Origin of the sequence: Sphingobacterium sp., from assembly GCF_032065005.1 — a bacterium.
Taxonomy (GTDB): Bacteria; Bacteroidota; Bacteroidia; order Sphingobacteriales; family Sphingobacteriaceae; genus Sphingobacterium.
The window spans coordinates 75943-101122 of the sequence record NZ_DAMBMM010000001.1; the positions used below are offsets into that span (position 1 = coordinate 75943).

The 25180-nt window shown below is 41.4% G+C and carries 21 protein-coding genes; 13 read left to right on the forward strand and 8 right to left on the reverse strand.

Annotated features, from left to right (window positions below; translation table 11 throughout):
• The first annotated feature begins 11 nt into the window (after positions 1 to 11).
• From RT138_RS00360 to RT138_RS00375, 4 genes are read left to right on the forward strand one after another with little or no spacing between them, the layout of a single operon-like run.
• Positions 12 to 1007: an NAD(P)H-dependent glycerol-3-phosphate dehydrogenase gene (locus tag RT138_RS00360; protein WP_313189007.1), complete on the forward strand. Its 996-nt coding sequence runs from the start codon at positions 12 to 14 to the stop codon at positions 1005 to 1007.
• The gene (gene hemF / locus RT138_RS00365; protein ID WP_185212626.1) at positions 1007 to 1903 is read left to right on the forward strand and encodes an oxygen-dependent coproporphyrinogen oxidase; all 897 of its coding nucleotides are present in this window, start codon (positions 1007 to 1009) and stop codon (positions 1901 to 1903) included. Before RT138_RS00360 ends, hemF begins: the two co-directional genes overlap by 1 nt.
• Before the next feature lie 22 nt (positions 1904 to 1925).
• On the forward strand, positions 1926 to 3185 hold the full coding sequence (locus RT138_RS00370; RefSeq protein ID WP_313189008.1) for a pitrilysin family protein: 1260 nt from the start codon (positions 1926 to 1928) through the stop codon (positions 3183 to 3185).
• Positions 3175 to 4446, forward strand: coding sequence for a pitrilysin family protein (locus RT138_RS00375; RefSeq protein WP_313189009.1), 1272 nt, complete (start codon positions 3175 to 3177; stop codon positions 4444 to 4446). The genes RT138_RS00370 and RT138_RS00375 overlap by 11 nt, the downstream gene beginning before the upstream one ends.
• Before the next feature lie 112 nt (positions 4447 to 4558).
• Here RT138_RS00375 and RT138_RS00380 read toward each other — a convergent pair whose 3' ends face one another.
• Genes RT138_RS00380 through RT138_RS00390 form a run of 3 tightly spaced genes read right to left on the reverse strand, consistent with a single transcriptional unit; the run spans position 4559 to position 6299 of the window.
• Positions 4559 to 5278, reverse strand: coding sequence for a ThiF family adenylyltransferase (locus RT138_RS00380; protein WP_185212623.1), 720 nt, complete (start codon positions 5276 to 5278; stop codon positions 4559 to 4561).
• 3 nt (positions 5279 to 5281) lie between these two features.
• A complete protein-coding gene (locus RT138_RS00385) occupies positions 5282 to 5932 on the reverse strand; it encodes a TatD family hydrolase (protein ID WP_313189010.1) in 651 nt (216 codons plus the stop codon).
• A gap of 40 nt (positions 5933 to 5972) precedes the next feature.
• Complete coding sequence (locus RT138_RS00390; RefSeq protein ID WP_313189011.1) at positions 5973 to 6299, reverse strand: hypothetical protein; 327 nt, start codon at positions 6297 to 6299, stop codon at positions 5973 to 5975.
• A gap of 411 nt (positions 6300 to 6710) precedes the next feature.
• Here RT138_RS00390 and RT138_RS00395 point away from each other — a divergent pair, with 411 nt between their 5' ends.
• Genes RT138_RS00395 through RT138_RS00405 form a run of 3 tightly spaced genes read left to right on the forward strand, consistent with a single transcriptional unit; the run spans position 6711 to position 9757 of the window.
• Positions 6711 to 7622, forward strand: a complete 912-nt coding sequence (locus RT138_RS00395) for a histone deacetylase (RefSeq protein WP_313189012.1) — start codon at positions 6711 to 6713, stop codon at positions 7620 to 7622.
• Positions 7623 to 7628: 6 nt separating this feature from the next.
• Positions 7629 to 8684, forward strand: coding sequence for a nucleoid-associated protein (locus tag RT138_RS00400; RefSeq protein ID WP_313189013.1), 1056 nt, complete (start codon positions 7629 to 7631; stop codon positions 8682 to 8684).
• 2 nt (positions 8685 to 8686) lie between these two features.
• Positions 8687 to 9757, forward strand: coding sequence for a DUF3810 domain-containing protein (locus tag RT138_RS00405; protein ID WP_313189014.1), 1071 nt, complete (start codon positions 8687 to 8689; stop codon positions 9755 to 9757).
• 32 nt (positions 9758 to 9789) lie between these two features.
• On the opposite strand, the gene RT138_RS00410 is transcribed toward RT138_RS00405, so the two are convergent.
• Entirely contained in the window at positions 9790 to 10116 is a 327-nt protein-coding gene (locus RT138_RS00410; RefSeq protein ID WP_185212618.1) for a HesB/IscA family protein, read from the reverse strand.
• Between the two features lie 74 nt (positions 10117 to 10190).
• Positions 10191 to 11363: a cysteine desulfurase family protein gene (locus RT138_RS00415; RefSeq protein ID WP_313189015.1), complete on the reverse strand. Its 1173-nt coding sequence runs from the start codon at positions 11361 to 11363 to the stop codon at positions 10191 to 10193.
• A gap of 85 nt (positions 11364 to 11448) precedes the next feature.
• Here RT138_RS00415 and RT138_RS00420 point away from each other — a divergent pair, with 85 nt between their 5' ends.
• Positions 11449 to 12303, forward strand: coding sequence for a mechanosensitive ion channel domain-containing protein (locus tag RT138_RS00420; protein ID WP_313189016.1), 855 nt, complete (start codon positions 11449 to 11451; stop codon positions 12301 to 12303).
• A gap of 149 nt (positions 12304 to 12452) precedes the next feature.
• On the opposite strand, the gene RT138_RS00425 is transcribed toward RT138_RS00420, so the two are convergent.
• The 3 genes from RT138_RS00425 to RT138_RS00435 are packed head-to-tail and all read right to left on the reverse strand — an operon-like array spanning position 12453 to position 16312.
• Positions 12453 to 13178 (reverse strand): MIP/aquaporin family protein, encoded by a 726-nt coding sequence (locus RT138_RS00425; protein WP_313189017.1) that lies wholly within the window; start codon positions 13176 to 13178, stop codon positions 12453 to 12455.
• A 46-nt stretch (positions 13179 to 13224) separates the two neighbouring features.
• Entirely contained in the window at positions 13225 to 14718 is a 1494-nt protein-coding gene (glpK, locus tag RT138_RS00430; RefSeq protein WP_313189018.1) for a glycerol kinase GlpK, read from the reverse strand.
• Between the two features lie 25 nt (positions 14719 to 14743).
• The gene (locus tag RT138_RS00435; protein WP_313189019.1) at positions 14744 to 16312 is read right to left on the reverse strand and encodes a glycerol-3-phosphate dehydrogenase/oxidase; all 1569 of its coding nucleotides are present in this window, start codon (positions 16310 to 16312) and stop codon (positions 14744 to 14746) included.
• Positions 16313 to 16824: 512 nt separating this feature from the next.
• On the opposite strand from RT138_RS00435, the gene RT138_RS00440 reads away from it, so the two are divergent.
• The 5 genes from RT138_RS00440 (at position 16825) to RT138_RS00460 (ending at position 25155) form a co-directional block, all read left to right on the forward strand.
• Complete coding sequence (locus RT138_RS00440) at positions 16825 to 18093, forward strand: Gfo/Idh/MocA family oxidoreductase (RefSeq protein ID WP_185212612.1); 1269 nt, start codon at positions 16825 to 16827, stop codon at positions 18091 to 18093.
• A gap of 11 nt (positions 18094 to 18104) precedes the next feature.
• Positions 18105 to 21503, forward strand: a complete 3399-nt coding sequence (locus tag RT138_RS00445; RefSeq protein WP_313189020.1) for a DUF1080 domain-containing protein — start codon at positions 18105 to 18107, stop codon at positions 21501 to 21503.
• A 152-nt stretch (positions 21504 to 21655) separates the two neighbouring features.
• Positions 21656 to 23986 (forward strand): prolyl oligopeptidase family serine peptidase, encoded by a 2331-nt coding sequence (locus tag RT138_RS00450; RefSeq protein WP_313189021.1) that lies wholly within the window; start codon positions 21656 to 21658, stop codon positions 23984 to 23986.
• A 548-nt stretch (positions 23987 to 24534) separates the two neighbouring features.
• Positions 24535 to 24840, forward strand: a complete 306-nt coding sequence (locus tag RT138_RS00455; protein WP_313189022.1) for a hypothetical protein — start codon at positions 24535 to 24537, stop codon at positions 24838 to 24840.
• A gap of 129 nt (positions 24841 to 24969) precedes the next feature.
• A complete protein-coding gene (locus RT138_RS00460) occupies positions 24970 to 25155 on the forward strand; it encodes a hypothetical protein (RefSeq protein ID WP_313189023.1) in 186 nt (61 codons plus the stop codon).
• Positions 25156 to 25180: the final 25 nt, after the last annotated feature.

The window sequence follows — 25180 nt, forward strand, 5'->3', positions numbered from 1 at the left end:
GGAGGGAACTTTTGGCAAAAATTGGAGTTATAGGTAGTGGAAGTTGGGCTACTGCAATGATCAAAATGTTGACAGATAACCAGCAGACTAAACATATCAATTGGTGGGTTCGCAAGCAGGAAGATATTGATTATATAGAGCAATACCATCATAATCCATCTTACTTAAGTGCTGTTGAAGTTAAATTGGACCATATCAGTCTGTTTTCTGATCCAAAGGAAGTATTCCAAAATTCGGATATCACTATTCTGAATACTCCGGCAGCTTATCTGGAAGACGCCTTGCAGGATCTTCAACCTGATGATTTCAAGGATAAACTTCTGGTATCCGCCATCAAAGGTATTGTGCCATCCATCAAAATGATCGTCGGCGAGTTTTTGAATAAGAAATTCGAGGTGCCATTGGAGGATACGGTTGTCGTAGGTGGTCCATGCCATGCGGAGGAGGTATCGCTTGAAAAACTATCTTACCTGACCTTTGCTTCTAAGAACACTGCAAATGCTGCTGTTGTTGCTCAATTTTTTCAGAACCATTATATAAAAACAGTGGTGTCCAATGATATGTTGGGCGTAGAATATGGCGCTGTCCTTAAAAATATATATGCATTGGCCTGTGGTATCTGCCATGGTCTGGGTTATGGCGATAACTTTCAGGCGGTATTGATATCCAATGCTATCCGCGAAATGGAGTATTTTGTCAATGCCATCGATCCACAGAAACGGGAGATCAATCAATCGGCCTATTTAGGGGATCTATTGGTGACAGCCTATTCGCAATTCAGCCGCAACAGGACCTTCGGGACCATGATCGGCAAGGGCTACAGTGTGAAATCTGCACAGATGGAAATGAATATGGTGGCTGAGGGATATTTTGCTTCTGATTGTATCCAAGATATTATCTTGAACCATCAATTGGATATGCCAATCTGCAACACTGTTTACAATATTTTATATAAAAATCAACCAGCTACATTAGCTGTGAAAGCATTATCGGATAAACTGACGTAATGATTAATAAAGATCAAATCGCTGAAAAATATAAAGAGATCCAAGACGAGATCACCCAAGCGCTAGAGGCATTGGATGGAAAGGCTCGTTTTGAGGAAGAACTGTGGGAACGTGAAGGTGGAGGTGGTGGAAGGACCCGTATCATCCAACATGGAAATATATTGGAAAAAGGTGGGGTAAACTTCTCTGCAGTCCATGGAAAACTTCCTGAGCAGATCAAGAAAGCATTTGGCGTAGATGAAGATGAATTCTTTGCAACAGGTGTTTCCATCGTGATCCACCCCAATAATCCGTGGGTACCGATTATCCATATGAACATTCGGTATTTCGAATTGAATGAAAATATACGTTGGTTTGGTGGTGGTATTGACCTGACTCCGCATTATGTGGATGAAACGGATGCTACTTATTTTCATCAGGAACTGAAGAAAGTCTGTGATCAGTATTCTTCGGAATTCTATCCTAAGTTCAAGGATTGGGCTGACCAGTATTTCTTTATCAAGCATAGGGATGAAACCAGAGGGATCGGTGGTATATTCTACGATAAATTGACTCCTGAAAAGGCGGGCATCTCGGATCAAGAGATCTTTGACTTTTCATGTGATCTTGGCCATCTTTTCCCGAAAGTATACAGTGAATTAGTAAACAGAAGCCGAAATAAACAATTTACAGAAGCTGAAAAGAACTGGCAGTTACTGAGAAGAGGCCGTTATGTGGAATTTAACTTGGTATATGATGCGGGTACTAAATTTGGCTTAGAGACCAATGGAAGGATTGAATCCATATTGATGAGCTTGCCAGAACAAGCGAATTGGTTCTATAATTTCCAAACCGAACAAGATTCTAAAGAAGAAAAAACTTTATCCCTATTGAAAAAGGGGATTAACTGGGTTTAGTGTTTATTGAAATTCAGATTCAATGATAAAATTTGAAAGATTCATTCTTGAGAATGGATTGAAAGTGCTTGTCCATGAGGACCCTCATAGTCCGATGGCTTGCATGAACATTTTGTATAATGTAGGGGCACGGGATGAGCAGGAAGACAAAACTGGCTTCGCCCATCTGTTTGAGCACCTTATGTTCAGTGGTTCGGTAAACATTCCGAACTACGATCAACCTTTACAGAGAGTTGGCGGTGAAAATAATGCGTTTACCTCAAACGATATCACTAATTACTATATCACCTTACCCGCAAACAATATTGAAACTGCCTTTTGGTTGGAATCGGACCGTATGATGGGCTTGGCTTTTAACGAGCAGGGCTTGGAGGTTCAGCGCAATGTGGTGATCGAAGAGTTCAAGCAGCGTTATCTGAATCAACCTTATGGTGATGTTTGGCTGAAGCTGAGGGATTTGGCCTATAAGGTGCACCCTTATAAATGGGCTACCATCGGTAAGGAAGTCAAGCATATCGAGGATGCCAAAATGGAGGATGTAAAGGCTTTCTTTAAGAATTTCTACACCCCTAATAATGCCATAGTAGCCATTACCGGTAACGTAAAGTTAGAGGACATCAAGGCATTGGCTAAAAAATGGTTCGCTGATATTCCGGTTGGGGAAACCAATGACAGAAACCTTCCGCAAGAGCCTAAACAAACTGCAGCCCGTGTGGAAGAGGTGACCGCGGATGTACCGGTGAGCAGTATTTACATTGCTTTCCATTCGGTAGATCGGTTGAATCCAGACTATCAGGTTGTTGACCTGATCACGGATGTGCTGGCAAGGGGAAGCTCCTCGAGACTCTACAGGAGATTGGTAAAGGACCGTAAATTATTCAGCGAGATCAATGCTTATGTGCTCGGAAGCTTGGATAACAACCTTATCGTTGTAGAAGGCAAGCCGGTTGAAGAAGTCTCCCTTCAAGATGCTGAGAAAGCAATCTGGGAGGAGTTGGACAAGCTGAAAACGGAATTGGTTTCTGTGGAGGAACTGACCAAAGTAAAGAACAAGATTGAATCAACCATGGTCTTTGCTGAGCTATCGATCTTAGATAAGGCGATGAACCTGGCATATTATGAATTGCTAGGGGACGCCGAACTATATAATCAAGAAGTAGAAAAATATTTGAACATAACTGCCGAAGATATCATGCGAGTATCTCAGGAGACCTTTCAGCGAGATAACTCATCTACATTAATGTACAATGCAAGAAGTAAGGAGGCTGAACATGCTGAATAGAATACATGCACCATCGATTAATGGAATTGGCGATATCAACCTTGAGCGACCTGAGGAGATCAATTTTTCTAATGGGCTGAAGGTTTTTGTGTTCCATGCGCCTGAACAGGAGTTGGTAAAGGCCGAGTTTGTTTTCAATAATCTCTTTGAAGGTTTTGAAAACCCGGTTAGGAACACCGCACTGAGCTCTATGTTGAAAGAAGGGACGAGTTCGTTGAACAGTGCCCAAATTGCGGAGAAGATTGATTTTTATGGGGCTTACCTGGTTCCTGAATTCAGTTTTGACTATAATGCCCTGACGCTTTATTCATTGGGTAAGCATATTGATGCGGTCCTTCCGATCGTCAATGATATCCTGAATAATTCCATCATTCCTGAACAGGAATTGCAAACCTATGTGAGGAATAACAGTCAAAGTCTGCAGATTTCATTGGAGAAAACTGATTTTATCGCTCGACGTCGTTTTTATGATAGCTTGTTCGGTTCTACTCGTTATGGACAATCGGTAACGGATGAATTGTTAAAGGGATTGGATAGGGAAGATATTGCACGATTATACAGACAGCAGATTCAACCTAAAAACGCGACCTTGTTCCTTTCCGGAAATATTACTCCGGAGGTCTTGTTCAGTTTTCGGAATTATTTTGAAGATCAATGGCAAGGAGATGTTCAGATCAATTATACGCCATTTATCCAAAAGGCTGAACATAATATGGAATTGCTTAAGGTCGATAAACCTGGAGCCTTGCAATCGTCCATCCGGCTAGGAAAGATTGGAATCAAGCGTTCGCATGCGGATTATCCGGCATTACAGTTTGTAAACACTTTGTTTGGTGGTTTCTTTGGTTCCAGATTGATGAGCAATATCCGTGAGGATAAAGGTTATACTTACAGTATTGGTTCGTTGGTGGCAAACTTAAGCCATGCTGGTTTTATTTCCATCGTCACTGATGTTGGTTCTGCATACACGGAAGATACCTTGAAGCAGATCGAGTTGGAGTCCAGGAGACTGCAAGATGAAAAGGTGAGCGAAGAAGAATTGGAACTGGTGCGGAACTATATGCTCGGAGCAATGCTAGGTAGTTTGGAATCTATATTTTCGCATGTCGATAAATTCAAGTCTGTCTACTTTTCAGGATTAGACCTGGATTATTATACCTATTACAGCAATATCGTACGTAATATCAACGCCGACCAAGTTCAAGATATAGCCCAGAATTATTTGGGGGTAGATGATATGGTGAAGGTGGTTGTGGGATAAGTAGTATTTAGTAGTTAGACAAGTGCCTTAGCGCTATATGGTTTTTGTTGCATTTAGTATTTAGACAGTTGAAAGGGTCTAAATACTAAATACTTGATACTAAATACTAGTTTCATGCCATTAAATCCCTGATTGCTACGGAGGCTAAAGTGCCACCGAATGCTGCTGGGAGATAGGACATGGTACCGTAGGCGGATTTTTTGAAATTGCTGCCATCGGTGTACAATAAAGATTCTTTATCTGGGAGTTCAGTTGAGAAAACAACTTTGACTCCTTTTTTTATGCCGTGTTTTTTGAGTTTTTTGCGGATATGCTGTGCAAGCTTACAGTTGAAGGTACTGCCGATATCGGCTACTCGGATTTTAGTAGGGTCGACCTTGCCACCAGCACCCATGGAACTTACAAAAGGTACCTGGGCATCCAATGCTAAACGGATGAAAAACAATTTGGGGGTGATGCTGTCAATAGCTTCTACGCAGTAATCGGGTTTTAGGTCCAATAGACCGGGGATGCTCTGTGGCAGAATAAACTCTTGCACCACATTAAGTTCCAATTCAGGATTGATAGCCAGTAGCCTTTCTTTCATGATCTCAGCCTTTGCTTGGCCATGATTGGTTGCCAAGGCTGGTAACTGCCTGTTTCTATTGCTGGGATCGACGGTGTCACCATCGATAATGGTCATCTTTCCAACACCAGAACGTGCAATAAATTCAGCGGCAAAGGAACCTACACCGCCAAGACCAAGTACCATGACATGGGAGTTAGCCAATTTCTCCAGAGCTTCTCTACCGACAAGTGCTTCGGTACGAGAAAGCCATGATATATCCATCATTCTTTATATACTATAATTAAAAACCTTCTTGAAATTCAGCAAGATCTGCTGCTCCAGTTCCTGCAAAGGCAGTTTTCTGGCGCGGCAAAAATAAGCATAAATTTCAGAGATTTTTGCATTCTTATCGTCACATTCTAAGAAAACACGATCGAGCGGGATATTGCGGATTACCTCCAGCATTCCACCCTGTAGGATGTGTGGACCCAAGGATAGGTAATAACCATTTTTTAGGAGGGTTTCTGCCAAGGCCCAGTTTTTTGCATAGCCATGCATCATGACAGGAACCTGGTTGTGTTTTGCGGTCAAGACGCTGAATACTTCCGAATAGGCTCGGACACAATGGATAATGAGGGGTTTGTTGATTTTATTGGCTAATTCGATCTGTTTTTCAAAAGCCATAACCTGCTTTTCCCATGGAGTAGAGGCCAATTTATCTAAGCCACATTCTCCAACGGCGATTACTCCGTCTTGAGCCTGATAGCGTAGCAAGGTTTCAAACTGCAGATCAAAATTCTCATCTATGTACCAAGGGTGGATGCCTGCGCTGCAGGGTTTTCTGTAGATAGACTCTTTAGAAACAATGACATTGGGCAACGTGAGGACTCCTGGATCAGGTTCTGCATGTTTATGGGTATGGATATCGATCAGCAACATATAGATTTTGATTCTAAACTAATGATATTTTTGGCAAAAACTACTCCATTATTTCTACCCGTTCAAATTCTAGGATGATAATTCCCGAAGTGGTATCTATTTTAAAACGTTTGCGATTGTGGTCATTGACGAAATTCTTTTCGATTTCAGGAACAGTCTCGGAAATCTCGAGGATTACTGGATATCCTTCGTGTGCAATTTCAGAGCGAGAGTAGTGGGTAACCTGATCAAATTTCATTTTTCGCTCATGGCCATGATGGCCGGCATCATCATCCAGCAGTAGGGTTACGAATAGTGTCTGCGACTTGGAGTCTTCTTCTGTTTTTATGATTTCTGCTCCTAATAGAGAATTAATATCTATTACCATAATGCTACATTGTCTAGGTATCTACCTGTATAACAGAAATCGCGTTATTTCGTTTTTATAATGGGTTAATTATTACTAAAAACAAAATTATTGTGCCTAAGGTCCTCCATAATCAACTTCATGATATCCTTCTTTCTTTCAGCTATCAGTTTAGCCTTCAGATTTTTTATAAAAGGATGCTTCCCAGACGACTGGGACTCATTTTTTGAGGAGTTGTTTTTCTTGTTGAACATATTACCTCCTGATGATAAATTGTTTATAATGGTCAAACATTCTAGTAACCAAATGAGATTCAGCTTACTAAGTGTTGTATTAAAGTTAAGGTAATGTGTTGATAATAACAATAGTTGGGAAGATTTTTAAGCAGGGATTTAATTTTGCTAAAGGATTGCATATCTTCGTTTCAAAATCTTGGAATTGCTAAAAATCGCCCATCATACTGCTTATATACAACCTTTGCCGGAAGGACATCGCTTTCCGATGATGAAATATGAGCTGATTCCCGAGCAATTGATTTATGAAGGTTTGGTGGGAAAAGAGTCCTTCTTTGAACCTGAATTGGTTGATAAAGAAATCATCTACCTAGCCCATGACAAGCAATATACTGACGATTTATTGAACCTGACCTTAGATCCGAAAATGGTCCGTCGGATAGGTTTTCCTATGACGGAATCGCTTGTTGCCCGAGAAAGGTACCTGATTGATGGAACCATTAAGGCTTCAATGGAAGCCATGAAAAATGCTGTATCATTTAATACTGCTGGAGGTACGCACCATGCCGGAAGGGATTTCGGCGAAGGATTCTGCCTGCTCAATGACCAGGCTGTAGCTGCGTCCTATCTGTATCATGAAGGGCTAGCAAAGAAGATATTAATTGTCGACCTAGATGTTCATCAAGGCAACGGAACTGCCCATATCTTTGAAAACCATCCCGATATCATTACCTTTTCAATCCACGGTGAGAAGAACTTTCCTTTCAAAAAAGAGAAATCTCATTATGATATCGCATTGCACGATGCTGTCGAAGATGAAGAATATCTTTCCATATTAGCAGAGAGTATTCCCGAGTTATTTAATAAAGTTGAGCCTGATTTTGTGTATTTTCAATCTGGTGTCGATGTATTATCGACCGACAAGCTTGGGAAATTTAACCTGAGCATGGAAGGTTGCCGCCAGAGAGATGCGATTGTCTTTCAAAATTGCAAGAAATTTAAAGTCCCTGTTGAAGTGAGTATGGGTGGCGGATATTCTGTTCACATCAAGGATATCGTCAATGCTCATGTCAACACCTATAGGACTGCCATAGATATTTACGATTTATAAAAAATTATGTTTTTTCACCAAGATGCTAGTTTCCTTAACCTGATAATCCATCATGTAGGAAATAAAAGCCAAGACGAGTATTTTACCTTATCTGAGGAAGAAGTTGATGTTAAATCTGATGAGATATTAGCAGACCTGTTGATGCAATATTTTATGAAGCCATTTGCAAAGGCGAATGAGGTCTATCGATTCTACCATCCTAATGATACCTTGGATCTAAATGAGGTTTTTTACTTTTCCAGACAGTATTTCAAAGGAGAATTGGGATTTGTGGAGTTTTCAAAATCCATTGCTAAGTTCCTGTATGAAGTAACCGAACATCCGAAGATCAAATCTGGAGAGCTGTATGTTGTAGCCCTGGATAATGTGCAATTGGAAGGAGAGGAGCATAAGGCTATCGGGATCTTTAAATCGGAAAATAAGGAGGCTTATTTGAAAGTTTATACCGAGGCTTCAGGCTTAGGGGTGAATTACGAAGAAAAAGCAATCAACATCAATAAACTTGATAAAGGGGTGGTCATCGTGAATGTTGAAGAGGAGGAAGGCTATAAAGTGCTCTGTGTGGATCAGACCAATGGTTCTGAAGCGGTTTACTGGAAGGATGATTTCTTAAAACTGAAGACCAGAAATGATAACTACCAACAGACTGGAAACCTGATGAAAGTCTACAAGAACTTTGTCAATGACAAGATAGATGAGGTTTTTGATATGGACAAAGCGGATAAAATTGACCTGATGAACCGTTCCATGAACTATTTCAAGACAAAGGAAACCTTTGTGGAGGATGAGTTCAATGAGGAAGTGATCGGTAACCCGGATGCAATTTCTTTATTCAAGGATTATAAGAGCAATTTTGAGGATGAATTTGAAACTCCTTTCCAATCGAACTTCGATATTGCCGCACCTGCAGTGAAGAAAATGGCAAGCAGCTATAAATCCGTCCTTAAACTGGATAAAAACTTCCATATCTACGTGCATGGCAAGCGAGAGCTCCTTGAAAAGGGTTATGATGAGGATAAGGGAATGAATTATTATAAACTGTATTTCGAAAACGAAGATTAGTCATGGCAAGACCTAAGTCAAATAAACAGTATTACAAATGGATAGGCATCTGTATTTTGCTGATATTGGGCTTGCAGATCTTTCAATCAAACTCGAATTGGGTAGAAACTGCTTATAGCCGTGGTTTCTACCCCATTTACGCTTATATCCCCAAGTTTCTTTTTGGCTGGTTACCCATTAGTATCGGAGACCTGATCTATGCTTTTATCTTTATCCTTCTTGCATGGACACTCATTAAAGCCATTGTTTTGCTCTTCAAAAAGCAATATGCTCAGTCAGGAAAACGATTTTTAAAGTTTATTGGCCTGCTCTTGACTTTCTATATTTTCTTCTATGCTGCTTGGGCATTGAACTATTATAGGATCCCCATGAGTAAGCAATTGGATATCAAAGTCGATACCATTAAGTTAGAAGACCATCTATCCGTATTGGAGGCACATATTGCCAAGGCAAATGCCCTTCGGGAACAGATAAATATTACAGATCAGGGTAGGGATAAGGCCGATGGGCAGATTCAGGAATTGATGTTAGCTGATCAAACATTTCCTATGCTCAGTAAGTCGCAGGTCAAGATTAAGACCCCATTTATTGGCCCTATGGCTTCATACTTTGGAGTGTCGGGATATTTCAATCCTTTCAGCAATGAGGCACATGTGAATGCAGAGATGCCAAAAACGAGCTATCCTTTCACGGTAGCCCATGAACTCTCTCATCAGATGGGGATTGGATTTGAAGACGAATGTAATTTTATCGCTTTTGTTAAGCTGAAGGACCATGCAGATCCTTGGTTTCAATATGCAGCCTATTATGAAAGTGTGACCTACTTGCTGAGGACCTTGTATTTGGTCGATAAAGCTAAGTTTGAGGTGTATAAGGAGCAGCTTTCCCCAATAGTTAAAGCCGATATCAAGGAAGACCAAGATTATTGGCTGCGCTATTCCGGTTGGATATCGGATGTTTCAGGCTTGTTTTACAACCAATATTTGAAACATAACAATCAGATTGAAGGGATGGCAAGATATGGGATGGTCAGTAGGTTGATCATTGCCTGGGAAATAAAAAAGGCTAACTGAAACAGCTAGCCTTATATCGATTTTATCTTTTCTTATACAGAGAAACTTTCTCCGCATGCACAAGTTCTAGAAGCGTTAGGGTTATGGAATTCAAAACCTTTACCTGTCAGACCATCTGAGTAATCCAATTCTGTTCCGGCTAAATAAAGGTAAGATTTGATATCTAAACAAATCTTTACTCCATTGTCTTCGAAGAACTGATCTCCTTTTTTCTCTTCATTGTCGAAGTTCAATTTGTAAGATAGTCCAGAGCAACCACCGCTTTCCACAGCAACACGTACGAAATAAGTGTTATCGTAGTTCTCTTCCTTAATAATTGCGCTTATACGTTCTTTTGCTTTATCAGTAACGGTAACCATGCTTTCTCCTTTAAATAATTCTACAAAAATACATAAAACAAATATGAAATATGATTTCAATCATCTTTCTTCTGTCAAATTAATCCTTCCTTGTACATCTCCCAAATTGGTGAATCCTTCCTAATGCTTTCACAGGCTGCTTTTATGAGTGGAATCGCATAGTCTATTTCTTCCTTGCTATTGTATTTGCTAAAGCTGAAGCGAAGGCTGCAATAGGCTTCGTCATCGGTATAGCCCATGGCCTTTAATACGTGAGAAGGATCTCGGTCTCCTGAGACACAGGCCGACCCAGAGGAAATAGCTATAGTTGGAAGCTTGGTCATTAATTCTGTTGCCTTTACATGTTTGATATGTATATTGCTGCTGTTGGGTAATCTATTGCTTCCCAGTGTTTTGATTTCACTCTCCTCAATCTCTTCAAGAAGCCTTTTTTCAAAATAATCTCTTACCTCTTCCACTTGATCCTCATCGAAATCAACCTGTTTTGCAGCTTCTCCCAAACCTACAATTTGATGGACAGCATAGGTGCCGCCACGAAATCCGGACTCCTGTTTACCTCCTACAATCAGGGCTGGAATCTGTGTAGGTTTGGTCTTCCTGCGGATAAATAATGCGCCAATTCCATTCGGTCCATGGATCTTGTGGGCACTCATACAAATAATATCGATAGGGATCTTGCTGAGGTCCAATGGCAGCTTTCCGATCCATTGGGTGGCATCACAGAAAAAAAGAACATCTTTTTCTAAACAGATCTTGGCAATCTCTTCAATAGGCTGAAGAACTCCGGTCTCATTATTGGCCGCCATAATGCTTATCAAGACCGTTTTGTCAGTGATTGTGTTCTTTAATTCTTCCAAATCGATAACACCGAATTTGTTTACCTTCAGGTAGCTAACCTGCATACCTTCTTTCTCTACAGCTTGGCAACTGCTCAATACAGCTTTATGCTCCGCAATGGAAGTGATGATATGATTGCCTTTGGATTGATAGGCTTTGCTGATTCCCTTGATGACGGTGTTAATGGATTCTGTAGCTCCAGAACTGAAATAAATTTCCTTAGGGTTTACATTCAATAATTCTGCGACCTGCAAACGTGCTTTTTCTACAGCATGATTGGCTTGTCTTCCTAATTTATGCTGTATGCTGGAGGCATTTCCATAAGAGTCCCTTAGATAGGGCAGCATGGCCTCAAAGACCTGATTGTCTATCTTCGTTGTGGCATTATTATCAAAATAGCAGTAGTCCATATGTTAAAGTTATTTAAAATATTAAGCCATCTACTGAATAAAAGACTATTTTTTTATTTTTGGGCTAAATTATCACAGCAAGAAAATGAACTTTGCAAATTTAGAATCAAGCCTAGAGAAGTTGTTCGACGTAATCCTTCTTAAAATCCCGAGTATAGCCGTTGGTTTTTTCATCTTAATTGTTGGCCGTTACATCATAAAATTCGTCCTGAAATTTATCGATAAGCGCTTTGTCAAAAAAGATGTTGACATTTCGATCCGCTCCTTTATCAAGAGCCTCTTAAAATTTGCGATGTATGCCTTATTGATCCTGACGGTAGCTAATACCATGGGGATTGAAACCACCTCCTTTATCGCAGCATTATCTGCCTTCGGTCTAGCGGTTGGTATGGCCTTGCAGGGTAGCTTGTCAAACTTTGCGGGCGGGGTGTTGATCTTGGTGTTCAGACCATTTGACGTAGGCGATTATATATCGAGTGCCAATGGTTCTTCTGGCTCTGTGGAAAGGATTGATCTATTGTATACCACCATTATTGATGATGATGGTATCCGCGTATTTAGTCCTAACGGTACCTTAGCGAATTCGGTCATTAAGAACTACACGAAGATCACGGCGCGAAGAATGCAGTTCACTTTCATTGTTTCCTATGATACGAACATAAAAGTGGCCCGTGAGGCAATCCTTTCAGTCTTAAATACTGATGAACGTATTTTGGATGCACCAAAGAAAGAGGTAATCGTGGGTGATTTAAAGGAATCGGGAATCAGTTTAGTGGTAAGGGCATGGGCGAACCGCGAAGTCTTCTGGGCAACGAAAAACCAGATCAGCGAGGAAATCAAGAATGTTTTGGATGGAAAGAATGTAATATTCCCTTCCAATATAGTGAAGATCATAGATGAAACTCCAGGCGATGAAGAAAAGGACAAGGCCGTTTCCTAATCCATTGAGTTTATCAAAACATAATATCGGTAAGCTACAACAGCCTGTTGTAGCTTACTTAGTTTAGAAGGGTCCTCCTTACTATACTTTGGAAGTACTTTCTGGTTGATTTTGTTCAAAATCCTAAAGAATCCCTTTTTCATATCTTTTTAGTGAATCAATATATTCAAACCTACTGCTAATAATGCTCCAATAATTGGACCAAGAACAGGCACCCAAGCATAACCAGCATCAAATCCAGCTTTATTTCTTATCGGAAGGATGGCATGTATGATCCTTGGGCCTAAATCCCTGGCAGGGTTAATCGCATAACCCGTAGTTCCACCAAGGGACAGCCCGATTACCCACACCAAAAAGGCAACAGGAATTGCCCCTATAGAACCCAAACCTACCACAGAATCATCCGAAAGCTTGGCATCCGTAAAATGAAGGATAGTAAAGATCAAGACAAAGGTTCCCACAGCCTCCGAGATCAGATTGATGGGCAGGTTCCTGATGGCAGGTTCCGTACAGAATACAGCTTGCTTTGCACCAGGGTCTTCCGTAGCATCAAAATGACTCTTATAGACTAACCATACCACGGTCGCTCCGATCATGGCTCCCAAAAACTGAGCAGCAATGTAAGATAGGGAAGTAGCAAGGTCCAATTTGCCCAATGCCAGGTTCGCAATGGTAACAGCACAGTTCAAGTGGGCTCCTGAATAGGGAGCAGCAATGCTGACCCCTACAAATACAGCCAATGCCCAGGCGGTTGTGATCACGATCCATCCCGAATCATTTCCTTTAGTTTTATTCAATACAACATTGGCCACAACTCCGCCTCCTAGGAGAATCATAACGGCGGTGCCAACAAGTTCAGCTATAAATGGTGTCATTTTTAGGTTTTATAGTAATATGTTTTCAATTAGGTGTTAGTGGTTATTATGCGTTATCTGACCAATAGATCACCGCATTTACCGCGCGTTTCCATTGTTCCAGATTCTTGTCCAGCTTTGCGGACTTATTGTTTTCAATGCGTTTATCTTCTTGCCATAGCTCTTGTAGTTCCGAAAGGTCTTTCCAGAATCCAACAGCTAGACCCGCTAGAAAGGCCGCTCCCATAGCAGTAGTTTCTGTGATCTTAGGTTTTACCACCGTAGACTTTAATATATCAGCCTGGAACTGTAAAAGGAATTGGTTTTGAGTCGCACCGCCATCCACGCGCAATTCTTTGATCTTCGTCTTAGAATCCGCTTCCATAGCTTTCAGGATATCATGGGTTTGGTAAGCGATACTCTCGATGGCTGCCCTAGCAATATGGGCATCGGTAGTTCCTCTTGAGATTCCAAAGATGGTTCCTCTGGCGTTTGGGTTCCAGTGTGGAGCACCCAATCCCGCAAAGGCAGGGACTAAATAAACCCCATCGGTGGTATCAACGCTGGTTGCCAAGGCTTCTATATCGCTTGATTTTTTGATGATCTTTAACTCATCCCTTAGCCATTGTACAACAGCTCCACCAATAAAAATACTTCCTTCCAAAGCGTAGACTACCTCTTTTCCGATTTTCCAGCCAATGGTGGTTACCAATTTGTTTTCCGATTTGACAGGTTTGTTTCCAATGTTCATCAATAAGAAACAGCCGGTGCCATAGGTGTTCTTGGCCATTCCCTTTTTCAAGCACATCTGCCCAAAAAGAGCTGCTTGTTGATCACCGGCAATACCGGCGATAGGAATAGGTCGGCTGCCCAGTTCAGTGGAAGTTTCACCATAAACCTCAGAAGAGCTCTTCACTTCAGGTAACAGGGACTCCGGAATGTCAAATAATTCCAATAGTTCTTTATCCCATTCCAGATCATTGATATTATAGAGCATGGTTCGTGATGCGTTGGTCACATCCGTAACATGTTTTTCTCCATTTGTCAAGTTCCAGATCAACCAGGAGTCAATGGTTCCAAAAGCAAGTTCCTTGCGTTCAGCCAGCTTTCTAGCACCTTTCACATTGTCCAAGATCCATTTGATTTTGGTGGCAGAGAAGTAAGAATCGATCAATAGACCAGTTTTCTCCTGTACCATGTCCAAGTGACCATCTTTGATCAGCTTGGCACAATAGTCAGCAGTCCTGCGGTCTTGCCATACGATTGCATTATAGATAGGTTCGCCAGTTCTACGGTTCCATACGACGGTGGTCTCTCTTTGGTTGGTAATACCGATACCTTTGATGGATTCCAATTTAGTCTTGGACTTCGCCAAAGCTTCCGTGAATACGGCCATCTGGCTAGACCAGATTTCCTGCGGATCATGTTCCACCCATCCCGATTTGGGATAGATCTGCTGAAATTCCTTTTGGGCTATGTTGACGATATCACCCTTTTTGTTAAATAAAATTGCTCTTGAGCTTGTCGTTCCTTGATCTAATGCAACAATATATTCTTTCATTCTCTACGGTTTATATAGTCTTGAATTATAGTGTGTAGCGTTTCGCTAATTCAATGTATTGCTTAACTTCTTCTTGTGCCCAACCTTCAGGTTTTCCCAATTCCTTGGCCATAATCTCGGCCACTTTAGGAGCGGCTTTCATCGACGCCTCGGCATCTAAAAGCAGGAGGCGACAACGTCTGGCAAGGAAGTCTTCAACCTTGCGGACCATCTCGTAACGGCATGCCCAAACCACTTCAGCGGCATTATATTCATAGCCATCCACCAGCAGGTCGCGTAAGGATTCATCCTCTTGGATCAATTGCTGTATCGCTTGATAATCCTTACCATACAGGTTCCAATGTGCATGATAGACATCCGGTGTAGAACCGTGGATTGCTAGGTTTTTGGTCCTACATGGTACATCTTTCAATTTCCCGATCTCAATGGCCATATTGACGGTGTCTTCTGCCATTTTTCGGTAGGTGGTCCATTTGCCTCCCGTAATCGTGATCAAGTCAGATTCCGAATGAATAAGCTTATGGTCCCTTGAAATTTCCTTGGTGCTTTCATCATCGTCTTTTGGAGCGGCCAAAGGCCTTAATCCAGCATAAATAGCTAGAATATCTTCACGCTTTGGTGCAGGATTCAAATAGCTATCTGCGGTTTCCAAAATAAAATTGATTTCATCCTCCATTGGTCGTGGCTCGATCATATGGTCCTTGATAGGGATATCGGTTGTGCCGAGCAGGACTTTCCCATGCCAAGGCACACCAAAGAGGACACGCCCATCACTCGTCTCGGGAATCATCAATGCATCGATCCCGTCGAGGAACTTCTGGTCAATCACGATATGCGATCCTTGACTAGGACGCACTAAATTCTTATGGGAAGGGGAGTCCATCTTCAGGATATCGTCCACAAACACGCCGGTAGCATTGATAACCGTCTTAGCTTGAATGCGATATGATTCGTTGGTTTCAGTATCCCTTACGGTAATTCCATTGACTTTTCCTTGCTCATTCTTATGGATTTCCATGGCTTCCATATAGTTCAGAACCGTTGCGCCATGTTCAAAAGCCGTCTGACCTAAGTTCACAGCAAGTCTGGCATCGTCGAATTGACCATCATAGTACAAAATCCCACCTTTCAGGCTTTTTGTCTTGATATGAGGGAGTTTCTGTACCACCTCTTCTTTGGAGAGGCCTTCCGAATTTCCGATGCGTAGGCTGCCTGCAAGCCAATCATAGAGTTTCAGGCCAATTAAGTATTTTAATTTGCTAAAAGTCGAATAGACAGGGATAACAAAGGATTGTACGGATGAAACGTGTGGGGCATTCTTAAATATCAGGCCTCTTTCTCTCAAGGCACCCATTACTAATTTGATATCACCATTGGCCAAGTAACGGACACCACCATGTACCAATTTGGTACTCTTACTGGATGTTCCTTTGGCGAAGTCATATTTTTCGATCAATAGGACTTTAAACCCTCTACTGGCAGCATCTACTGCCGTTCCTAGGCCGGTAGCACCGCCTCCGATGACTACCATATCCCAAATGGTTGATTCTTTTAGTTTATTGAGTTGATCTGATCTGTTGATTCCAGCGAGCATGTAAATGTGTTTTATGCTAAATGTAAGAATTTTTAAGAAGAAATTAAATCCATGAAGAGGACTTTACATAAAATTAACGCCTTTAATATTCCCTAAAAAAAGGCGTATCTCCTTCTTTTTTAAAGGAATTTTATTCTTATTTTTGATGTTAAGCCAATATAAATAAATCTTGAATATTATAAAAACCATGATTTATTTATCTTAAATTACCTTTAATAATGTTTTAAAGTAATAGCCGCATCTATAGATATGATACTTAGTAATAATTCATTTACGCAAACGTTTGACTAATTCCTACTGACCAGAAATAAAAGTATATGACTTAAATTAATAAAGTTATGACTGAATGTGATAAACGAAAACTGAAAAGTTTTCCTACACTTGTGAAACTAAATCTATTTATACAATTTTTATGATACAATAATCTTCTTTTTTGCTGAATCAATTTCCGAGGATGGAAGCTGTTCGTGGCAAGGAAAGAGTTTGTTATATCCAGTTGAATCATAAATTTTATGAAAGAAAACAATAATACTTCTAGGCGCGATTTTATCAAGAAATCGTTGATTGGGGCAGCAGCATTTACTATTGTGCCTCGTTTTGTACTTGGAAAAGGCTATCTAGCACCCAGCGATCACTTGACAAAAGGGGTAATCGGTGTCGGCTCCATGGGCCGTGGACACTTTGAATACGCCGGTACCAAGACAGTAGCTATCTGTGACGTGGATACCCGCCACTTGGCAATAGCACAAAAAGCATTGGGTGGAGGTGTCAAAGAACACCATGACTTCCGTGATTTGATCTCAAATCCTGAAGTAGATATTGTACACATCGCCACGCCACCACACTGGCACGGATTGATGGCGGTCGAGGCTGCCCGTTCTGGAAAAGATATCTGGTGTGAGAAACCAATGACAAGAACCATCGGTGAAGGTAAAAGAGTGAAAGAAGCTGTTAAACAGCATGGTAATATTTTCCGTTTAAATACATGGTTCCGTTTTGATGCCAATTTCTATGGCATGAATGTACCGGTTAAGAAAATCAAGAAATTAGTTGATACAGGTATGCTGGGATGGCCGTTGAAAGTGACCATCAGCAAGCATACTGGATTTGACTGGAAATTCTACTGGGTAGGAAAAACCAACCTTCCGGTGGAGCAGGTTCCAAAAGAACTAGACTATGATATGTGGTTAGGTCCAGCGCCATACAAACCATACAGTACCCACCGTACACACTTGACCTTTAGAGGTTATTGGGATTATGATGGGGGTGGCCTAGGGGATATGGGACAACATTATATGGACCCAGTTCAATATTTCTTAGGAAAGGACAATGAATCACCGGTTAAGATTGAGGTGGATGCTCCGCAACAGCATTCAGATGCGGTAGGAACTTGGAGAAAGATTACCTATACCTACGCAGATGGTTGTCAAATTATCTTGGACGGTGAAGGAACGGAAGAAGGAAAAGCGTATATAGAAGGGCCTAATGGAAAACTATATAGAGGATTTGTGTCAGATATTCCAGACTTGGAACGCAAGCTGGCTCAATATCCAGACCCAGCCCCTCAAGTTACAGACTTCGTAGAGGCGGTTCGTACGCGTCAGAAATTTGCATTGAATGAAGAGAATGGTTATTACTCCTGTACCTTGATCAACTTAGGCCTTGCAGCCCTTAGATTGAACAGGACTTTACATTATGATTCCGCGAAACAGGAATTTGTCAATGATGAAGCAGCTAACAGATTAATTCACCAGCCGATGAGAGGACCTTGGTCTTTCTAAACCAACGAAACATGAAAAAAGTATTTAACACCATAGCCGCATTATTATTTTTACAAGTTGCCGCTTACGCACAGCAACCAACGGGACGCACCACTGCGACCAAGATTGCCGATGTATTGGCTCAACAACCTGCAGAAGAACAAGCAAAGTTCCTGATGGCGATGAAAGAATTGGAAGGGTTTACTTCCGAGGATGTTTCAGCGCTATTGCTAGGATTGAAACCTCAAGGGGGAAATAATGCACCAATCGAATATGCCACAAACTCATATGCGTTTTTTGTGATGCAACCCAACATGGAGGGCCAACGTGCAACCTATGTGAAGGGCTTATTAGAGGCATTGGATAAATTGACCGATAAAAACAACAAAGGATACGTATTTGAACTGCTTAAATTCTGTGCTAAAAACGATGCTATTGAAAAGGTAGCTCCGTACTTGGCAGATGAAGACTTAGCTGAAAAAGCAGCTCGCGTTTTGAATGCTATCCATACTCCTGAAGCTGCTAGCGCATTAAATGCTGCTTTAAACAGCTCAGCCACTGAAAAAACGGCTACTGCAATCGTAACGGCTCTTGGTGAGCTGGAATCTACCGAAGCGGAAGCGAAGATTATCGAGCTGATCGGGAAATATTCTTCAGATAATTTCCAAGTTGCAGGTTTAACGGCATTGAGTAAAATTGCTGGCCCTAATTCCGCAGAACTTTTCTTAAAGAAAGCAGAAGAAAAAAGCTATCAGTACGATAAGACCAATGCGGCAAGTTTAGCGGTTGACTATGCGGAAGGTTTAGCTAAAAAAGACAAGGATGCGGAAGCAACCAGATTTGCTACCACCTTATACAAGAATGCTACGGCTTTCAAAGCGCCAACCATCCAAGCTGGAGCTATTTCGGTATTGACAGCCATCAACCCAGCCAAGCAGAAGAAACAATTGATCAAATTGGCTTCTAATGAAGATAAACTACTTCGTAATGTAGCTTTAGGCCTATTGGCTGATGAAGCGAAAGCAAGCGACTTGGTAAAACTAGCTGGTTCATTGAGAAAGTTTGATGGCGATGCCCAAGAGAGCTTATTAAATTTCTTGGCCACCGAAGATGCAACGGGTTCAGTAAAGGCTATTGAAAAAAGCTTTCCTGCATTGAAGGATGAGGAAGCTAAAATCGCCGCTTTAAATGCACTTTCTGTATTGACCAAAGGAGCAAATTCAGATTTCTTGATCAAGCAGATACCAAATGCCTCAGAAAAGGAATTGGCCGTTATCAAAACATTGCTTTTATCCTCAAAAGATAAAGGAACAATGGATGTTGTGAATGGAGCTTTAGCCAATGCGGATGCAAAAACCCAAGTGGCTTTATTGGATGTTCTATCACATAGAACCAATCCATCATCATCTGCTGCGGTATTGCCCTTAACGGCTTCAACGGATGCTGCAGTGAAATTGGCGGCTTTCAAGGCCTTGTCCAACACTGTAAATCCAGATAACCTTGAAGCTGTCATCCAATTGATGGACAATGCTTCGGGAGAAGAATTAAAATATGCACAGCAAGCAGCAATTGATGCAATTAATGCCAGCCCAGATAAGGATGCTAAAATCCAACGTTTGGCAGCCAATATTTCACGTTCTGCGGCTCCTTCCGCAGCGAAATATTTTCCAATATTCGCAGGTGTTGGTGGTGCAGATGCTTTAAAAGCTGTTGAAAACTATGTGGGGAGCAATGGACCGTTGAAAGCTGAATCTATCCAAGCTTTGGCAAACTGGTCAAACTCGGAATCTCTCCCAGTCTTGATCCGTCTTTCCAAAACGGAAAAGGATCCTGCGCTATTCAATACCATTTTCAATGGCCTTATCAAACAGCTGAATGCAAGTACTGTCAATGCTGATCAGAAAACCTTATTGCTGAAAGATGCTTTTGAACTTGCTCAAGATAGCAAGCAAAAAAGAGCCGCTTTAGCAAACCTTCAGTCTACTGGTACTTACCAAGCCTTGATGTTTGCTGCACATTATATGAATGACAAAGATTTAGGTGGCACAGCAACAAACGTAGCCATGAATATCGCTATGGACCATAAGGACTATATTGGTGCTGATGTTCGCAAGATCCTAAACGATGCAGCAACTAGACTATCAGGAAGCGAAAGTTCTTACCTGAAAGAAGCTATCGTCCGTCATCTAGCAGAAATGCCAAGTGGTGAAGGCTTTGTTTCCATGTTCAATGGTAAAGATTTGACAGGATGGCAAGGATTGGTGGAAAATCCAATCAAACGCGCCAATATGTCGAAAGCTGAATTAGCGAAGAAACAAGTGGAAGCTGACAAAAAGATGCGCGAAAGCTGGACTGCAGAGAATGGTGATCTTGTTTTCAGCGGTCATGGAGACAATATCGCTACGATCAAGAAATATGGCGATTTTGAAATGTTGGTGGATTGGAAATTAGATCCTAATGGTAAAGAACCAGATGCTGGTATTTACTTGAGAGGAACTCCACAAGTTCAGATTTGGGATATCTCTCGTACCGAGGTAGGGGCTCAAGTAGGTTCTGGGGGTCTATACAACAATGCTAAAAATGCCAAAGATCCTATTAAAGTTGCAGATAATGCCTTAGGTGAATGGAATACCTTCAAGATCAAAATGGTAGGTGAGGATGTATCCGTTTGGTTGAATGGCGAATTGGTCGTTGATAATGTTCCATTGGAAAACTATTGGGACCGTAATCAATCGATCTTCCCAACGGAGCAGATCGAACTTCAAGCTCATGGATCAAGAGTATGGTACCGCGATATCTTTATCAAGGAAATTCCTCGTAAGGAAATCTCTACTTTGAGCAATCAAGAGAAACAAGAAGGTTTTGAATTGCTTTTTGATGGTACTAACCTTGATAAATGGACGAGTACTTCAGCTTATGAGATCACTCCGGAAGGCTATATTCGTTCAAACCCAGATGCTAAATTTGGAAAGAACCTTTATACCAAGGATCAATATGGCGATTTCGTATACAGATTTGAGTTTAAATTGACGCCAGGAGCAAACAACGGTGTGGGTATCCGTACCCCATTGGAAGGCGATGCAGCATACCAAGGTATGGAAATCCAAATCTTGGATGATGGGGCTGATGTGTACAAAGACCTTAAACCTTACCAATATCACGGTTCGGTCTATGGAATTATCGCTGCTAAACGCGGAGCCTTAAACCCAGTTGGTGAATGGAATACAGAAGAGATCCGTATCCAAGGTGATAAGATCAAGATAACCGTTAATGGTAAAGTTATTGTAGACGGTGATTTGAAACAGGCGACCAAAAACGGTCCAGCTGATGGAAAAAGTCACCCAGGTCTAAGCAATAGCACTGGCCATATCGGTTTCTTGGGCCATGGTACCGAAGTTTTCCTTCGTAACATCCGAGTGAAAAAATTGTAAATAGATTTTAATAGAATGAAAGAGGGGCTGTCCAAATTAGGATAGTCCCTTTTTTTATCCCGAGTTTTTTATCGTAAAATAAAGCTGACAGTTCCGCATATTCCTCCCGAATCTCGTATACTTGCCATAGTAAAAACAACAATCAATTATTCATGCATAAGATTAACCTCATCATCTCTTGTTTGGTCCTTGGAGCTGTTTCTAGCAGCTTTGCCCAGCTATCTCCTTTAACGGTTGAAAAGATCATGCGAGATCCAAAATGGATGGGTACTTCACCCTCAAATTATCGCTGGTCTGACAACAGTAAATTTCTGTATTTCGATTGGAATCCAGAAGGCAAGGATAAGGCCCAAGTTTACCGCTTGGATATTGCCTCCAAGAAATATGTGTTAAGTTCGGATAGCATTGCAAATCTGGATGAAGCTCCACAATATATTTTTAATAAGGACAAGAGCATTGCCGTATTCGAAAGGGAAGGAGACCTCTATGTCAAGAACAAGGATAAGGTCACGCGTCTTACCGAAACCATAGAAAGGGAAAATCCATTATCCTTTTTGTTGAATGATGAATTGGTATTCCAAAGGAATGAAAATGTCTATACCCTAGACCTGAACAATAATACAGTTCGTCAATTGACTAACTTTCAACGCGGTGCTGCTCCAAAATCCGACCAAAAGCTTTCCGAGCAGGACGAATGGTTGAAGAAAGATCAAGAACAGCTGTTTGAAGTCTTTAAGGAAGAGGATCGATTAAAAGATAAACAGAAAAGGAAGGAGAATAAAAAAGCATTATATCTTGGTGACGCTTTTTTGGGAGGTTTGTCGGTTAGTCCTGATGGCCAATATATCACTTACCGTCTGATCTATCCTGCCAAAGGAAATAGAAATACCATTGTTCCTGACTTCATTACCCGTTCGGGATATGTGGAAGACCTCAATATGCGTACTAAAGTGGGAAATGCACTCACACAGTTTAAGGCCTACGTTTATAAAGTGAAACAAGATACTGCTTTAGAGGTTAAGGCTGCCAATATTCCGGGAATCAAAGACCTGCCAGCTTATTTATCTGACTATCCAGAACGTCTTGCAGAGCTACAAAAAGCTAATAAAGATCGTCAAATCACCTGGGGTGTAGCTTCATGGTCACCTAATGCAAAATATGTGGTTATGACGGCAAAAGCGCAGGACAACAAGGATTTCTGGATCCTGAAAGTAAACCCTGAAGATGCGAGTGTGACCCAATTGGATAGGCAGCATGATGATGCTTGGATATCAGGACCTGGAATCGGAAGGGATGTCAAATGGTTGAATGAACATACTTTTTATTTTAATAGTGAAGCCTCTGGGTATTCTCACCTGTATAGTTATGACCTCAATAGCAACAGTAAAAAGCAATTGACCGAAGGGAATTGGGAGGTGCAATCCGTGCAGTTGTCAAAAGATGGAAAGAATTTCTATATCTCAGGCAACAAAGAGCATCCAGGTATTACCCATTTTTATAGCTTACCTGTTCAAGGAGGAAATTTATCGCAGATTACTTCAATGAAGGGTGGGAATGAAGTCACGCTTTCACCGGATGAAAAATACTTGGCGATCAGCCATTCTACCATGAACAAGCCTTGGGAACTGTTCTTGCAGAATAACAAAGCCCAGGCGAATGCCAGCCAAATTACCAAATCGACCAGCGCAGAATTTGACAGCTATGCTTGGCGCGAGCCGGATATGGTTAAATTCCAAAACCGCTATGGCGATGATGTGTATGCTCGCGTTTATCCAGCCAAGAATCCGCATCCAAATAAACCGGCTGTGGTATTTGTCCATGGAGCTGGTTATCTGCAGAATGTACATTATTGGTGGAGCCAATATTTCAGGGAATATATGTTCAATAATATGTTGGCCGACAATGGCTATACCGTAATTGATATTGATTATACGGCAAGCTCAGGTTATGGGCGAAATCACCGTACAGGCATTTACAGGCATATGGGCGGGAAGGATCTTACCGATCAGGTCGATGGTGTAAAGTATTTGGTAGACCATTATGGAGTTAACCCTGCCAATGTAGGCCTATATGGAGGCTCATACGGAGGTTTCATTACTTTGATGGGCCTATTTACCGAACCAAAGGTATTCAAGTCTGGTGCGGCGCTAAGGTCTGTTACGGATTGGGCACATTATAACCATGGCTATACTGCCAATATATTGAATACGCCAGTAGAGGATCCGATCGCCTTCAAGAGAAGTTCACCAATCTATTTTGCAGATAAATTAGAAGGCAATCTATTGATGTTGCATGGTATGGTAGATGTCAATGTACAATTTCAGGATATCGTCAGGCTTAACCAACGATTGATAGAATTAGGAAAAGAAAATTGGGATTTAGCGGTTTATCCAGTTGAAGATCATGGATTCGTACAGCCAAGCAGTTGGACCGATGAATATAAGAGGATATTTAAGTTGTTTGAAAACACCTTGAAGAAATAAAAAGCAGTTTGATAAAAACCAAGGAGGGGGCAAGAGTAATTTGCCCCTCCTTGGTTTTTTACCGGTGTCAGGCTGAGGAACGAAGGTTTTCGGAACCATACAAAGGGTGGGGTATTGGTGTCCAGTAACTTAACCTTCGGTTTCCCCCAACCTTTCATCCTGACGCAGAAAGGATCTCGGTACCATACAAACCATAATTGGATTGGCGTACAGGTCCTTAATCGAAGATTGACGATGACAAGCAGTTTGTGAGGAAAACCGTACAGATTCCTCACTGCTCGTTCAGAATCAACATGCGCTCAAGAGGGATTCAGAGTGCAGCGAAGAATCTATTTTTAATTTCATTGTGAAGGGTTTGTCATTACTAATCGTAAGATGAGAAAACCATTTCAAGTGAAGTATGGATAGTTCCGAGACCCTTCGGCGGTGCCCTCAGGGTGACACAGAAAAGGTATAGAAAAATATTTCACCCACGCTGTGGGTTGGCCATTTCCAAAAATCTAATTTCTACAAAGATGCCACCCCCGCTGGTTTTTTTACAAACACTTATGCTTCCGAAGGAAGCCCTTTATCCCCGGCTCATTTCCAATGGCGGAAAAATGGAAAGAATGCCGGTGCCCTGTGGGATGGGAATGGCCTTGGATGCTTTCAAGAAATTCTCCCATCGAAGGGGAGAATTTAGAAGAACGGCATCCTCGACATCCAGGCATTCTTTTCATGTGCGGATGATTGTGCGAAAAGCCATCTTAAATGAGCCGAAGGTTTTTGGTTACTTTTGGGCTCCAAAAGTAACAATAGAATTGGGGTCCGTGAGCTCCTTTGTCAGTTTGGTTACTGTTGGGCTCCAAAAGTAACGAAGAATCTAAATTTTGGTTTTTTCTTAATTTAATGACATTGCCCATTGGGGGTTATTCAGCTGTTTACCATTTCTTCAATTTTTCTTCTTATCTTCAAGGAGTTACTAACCAATTAACCAATTTGTTATGAATTATAATCGACTTCTGTTGCTGATTATATCATTAACGGCAGCGGCGACCATGTTCTTCTTCTTATTTGGGCCAAATAAGGAAAATAAATCACTTGGCTATTTCGCTTTGATCATACTGATCGGAACCAATGCCATCTACTTCTTGTTTTCCAAGGATTGGATCAATCGTAAACCCAGGTAATTCCTATCTTATTCGAGACATATTC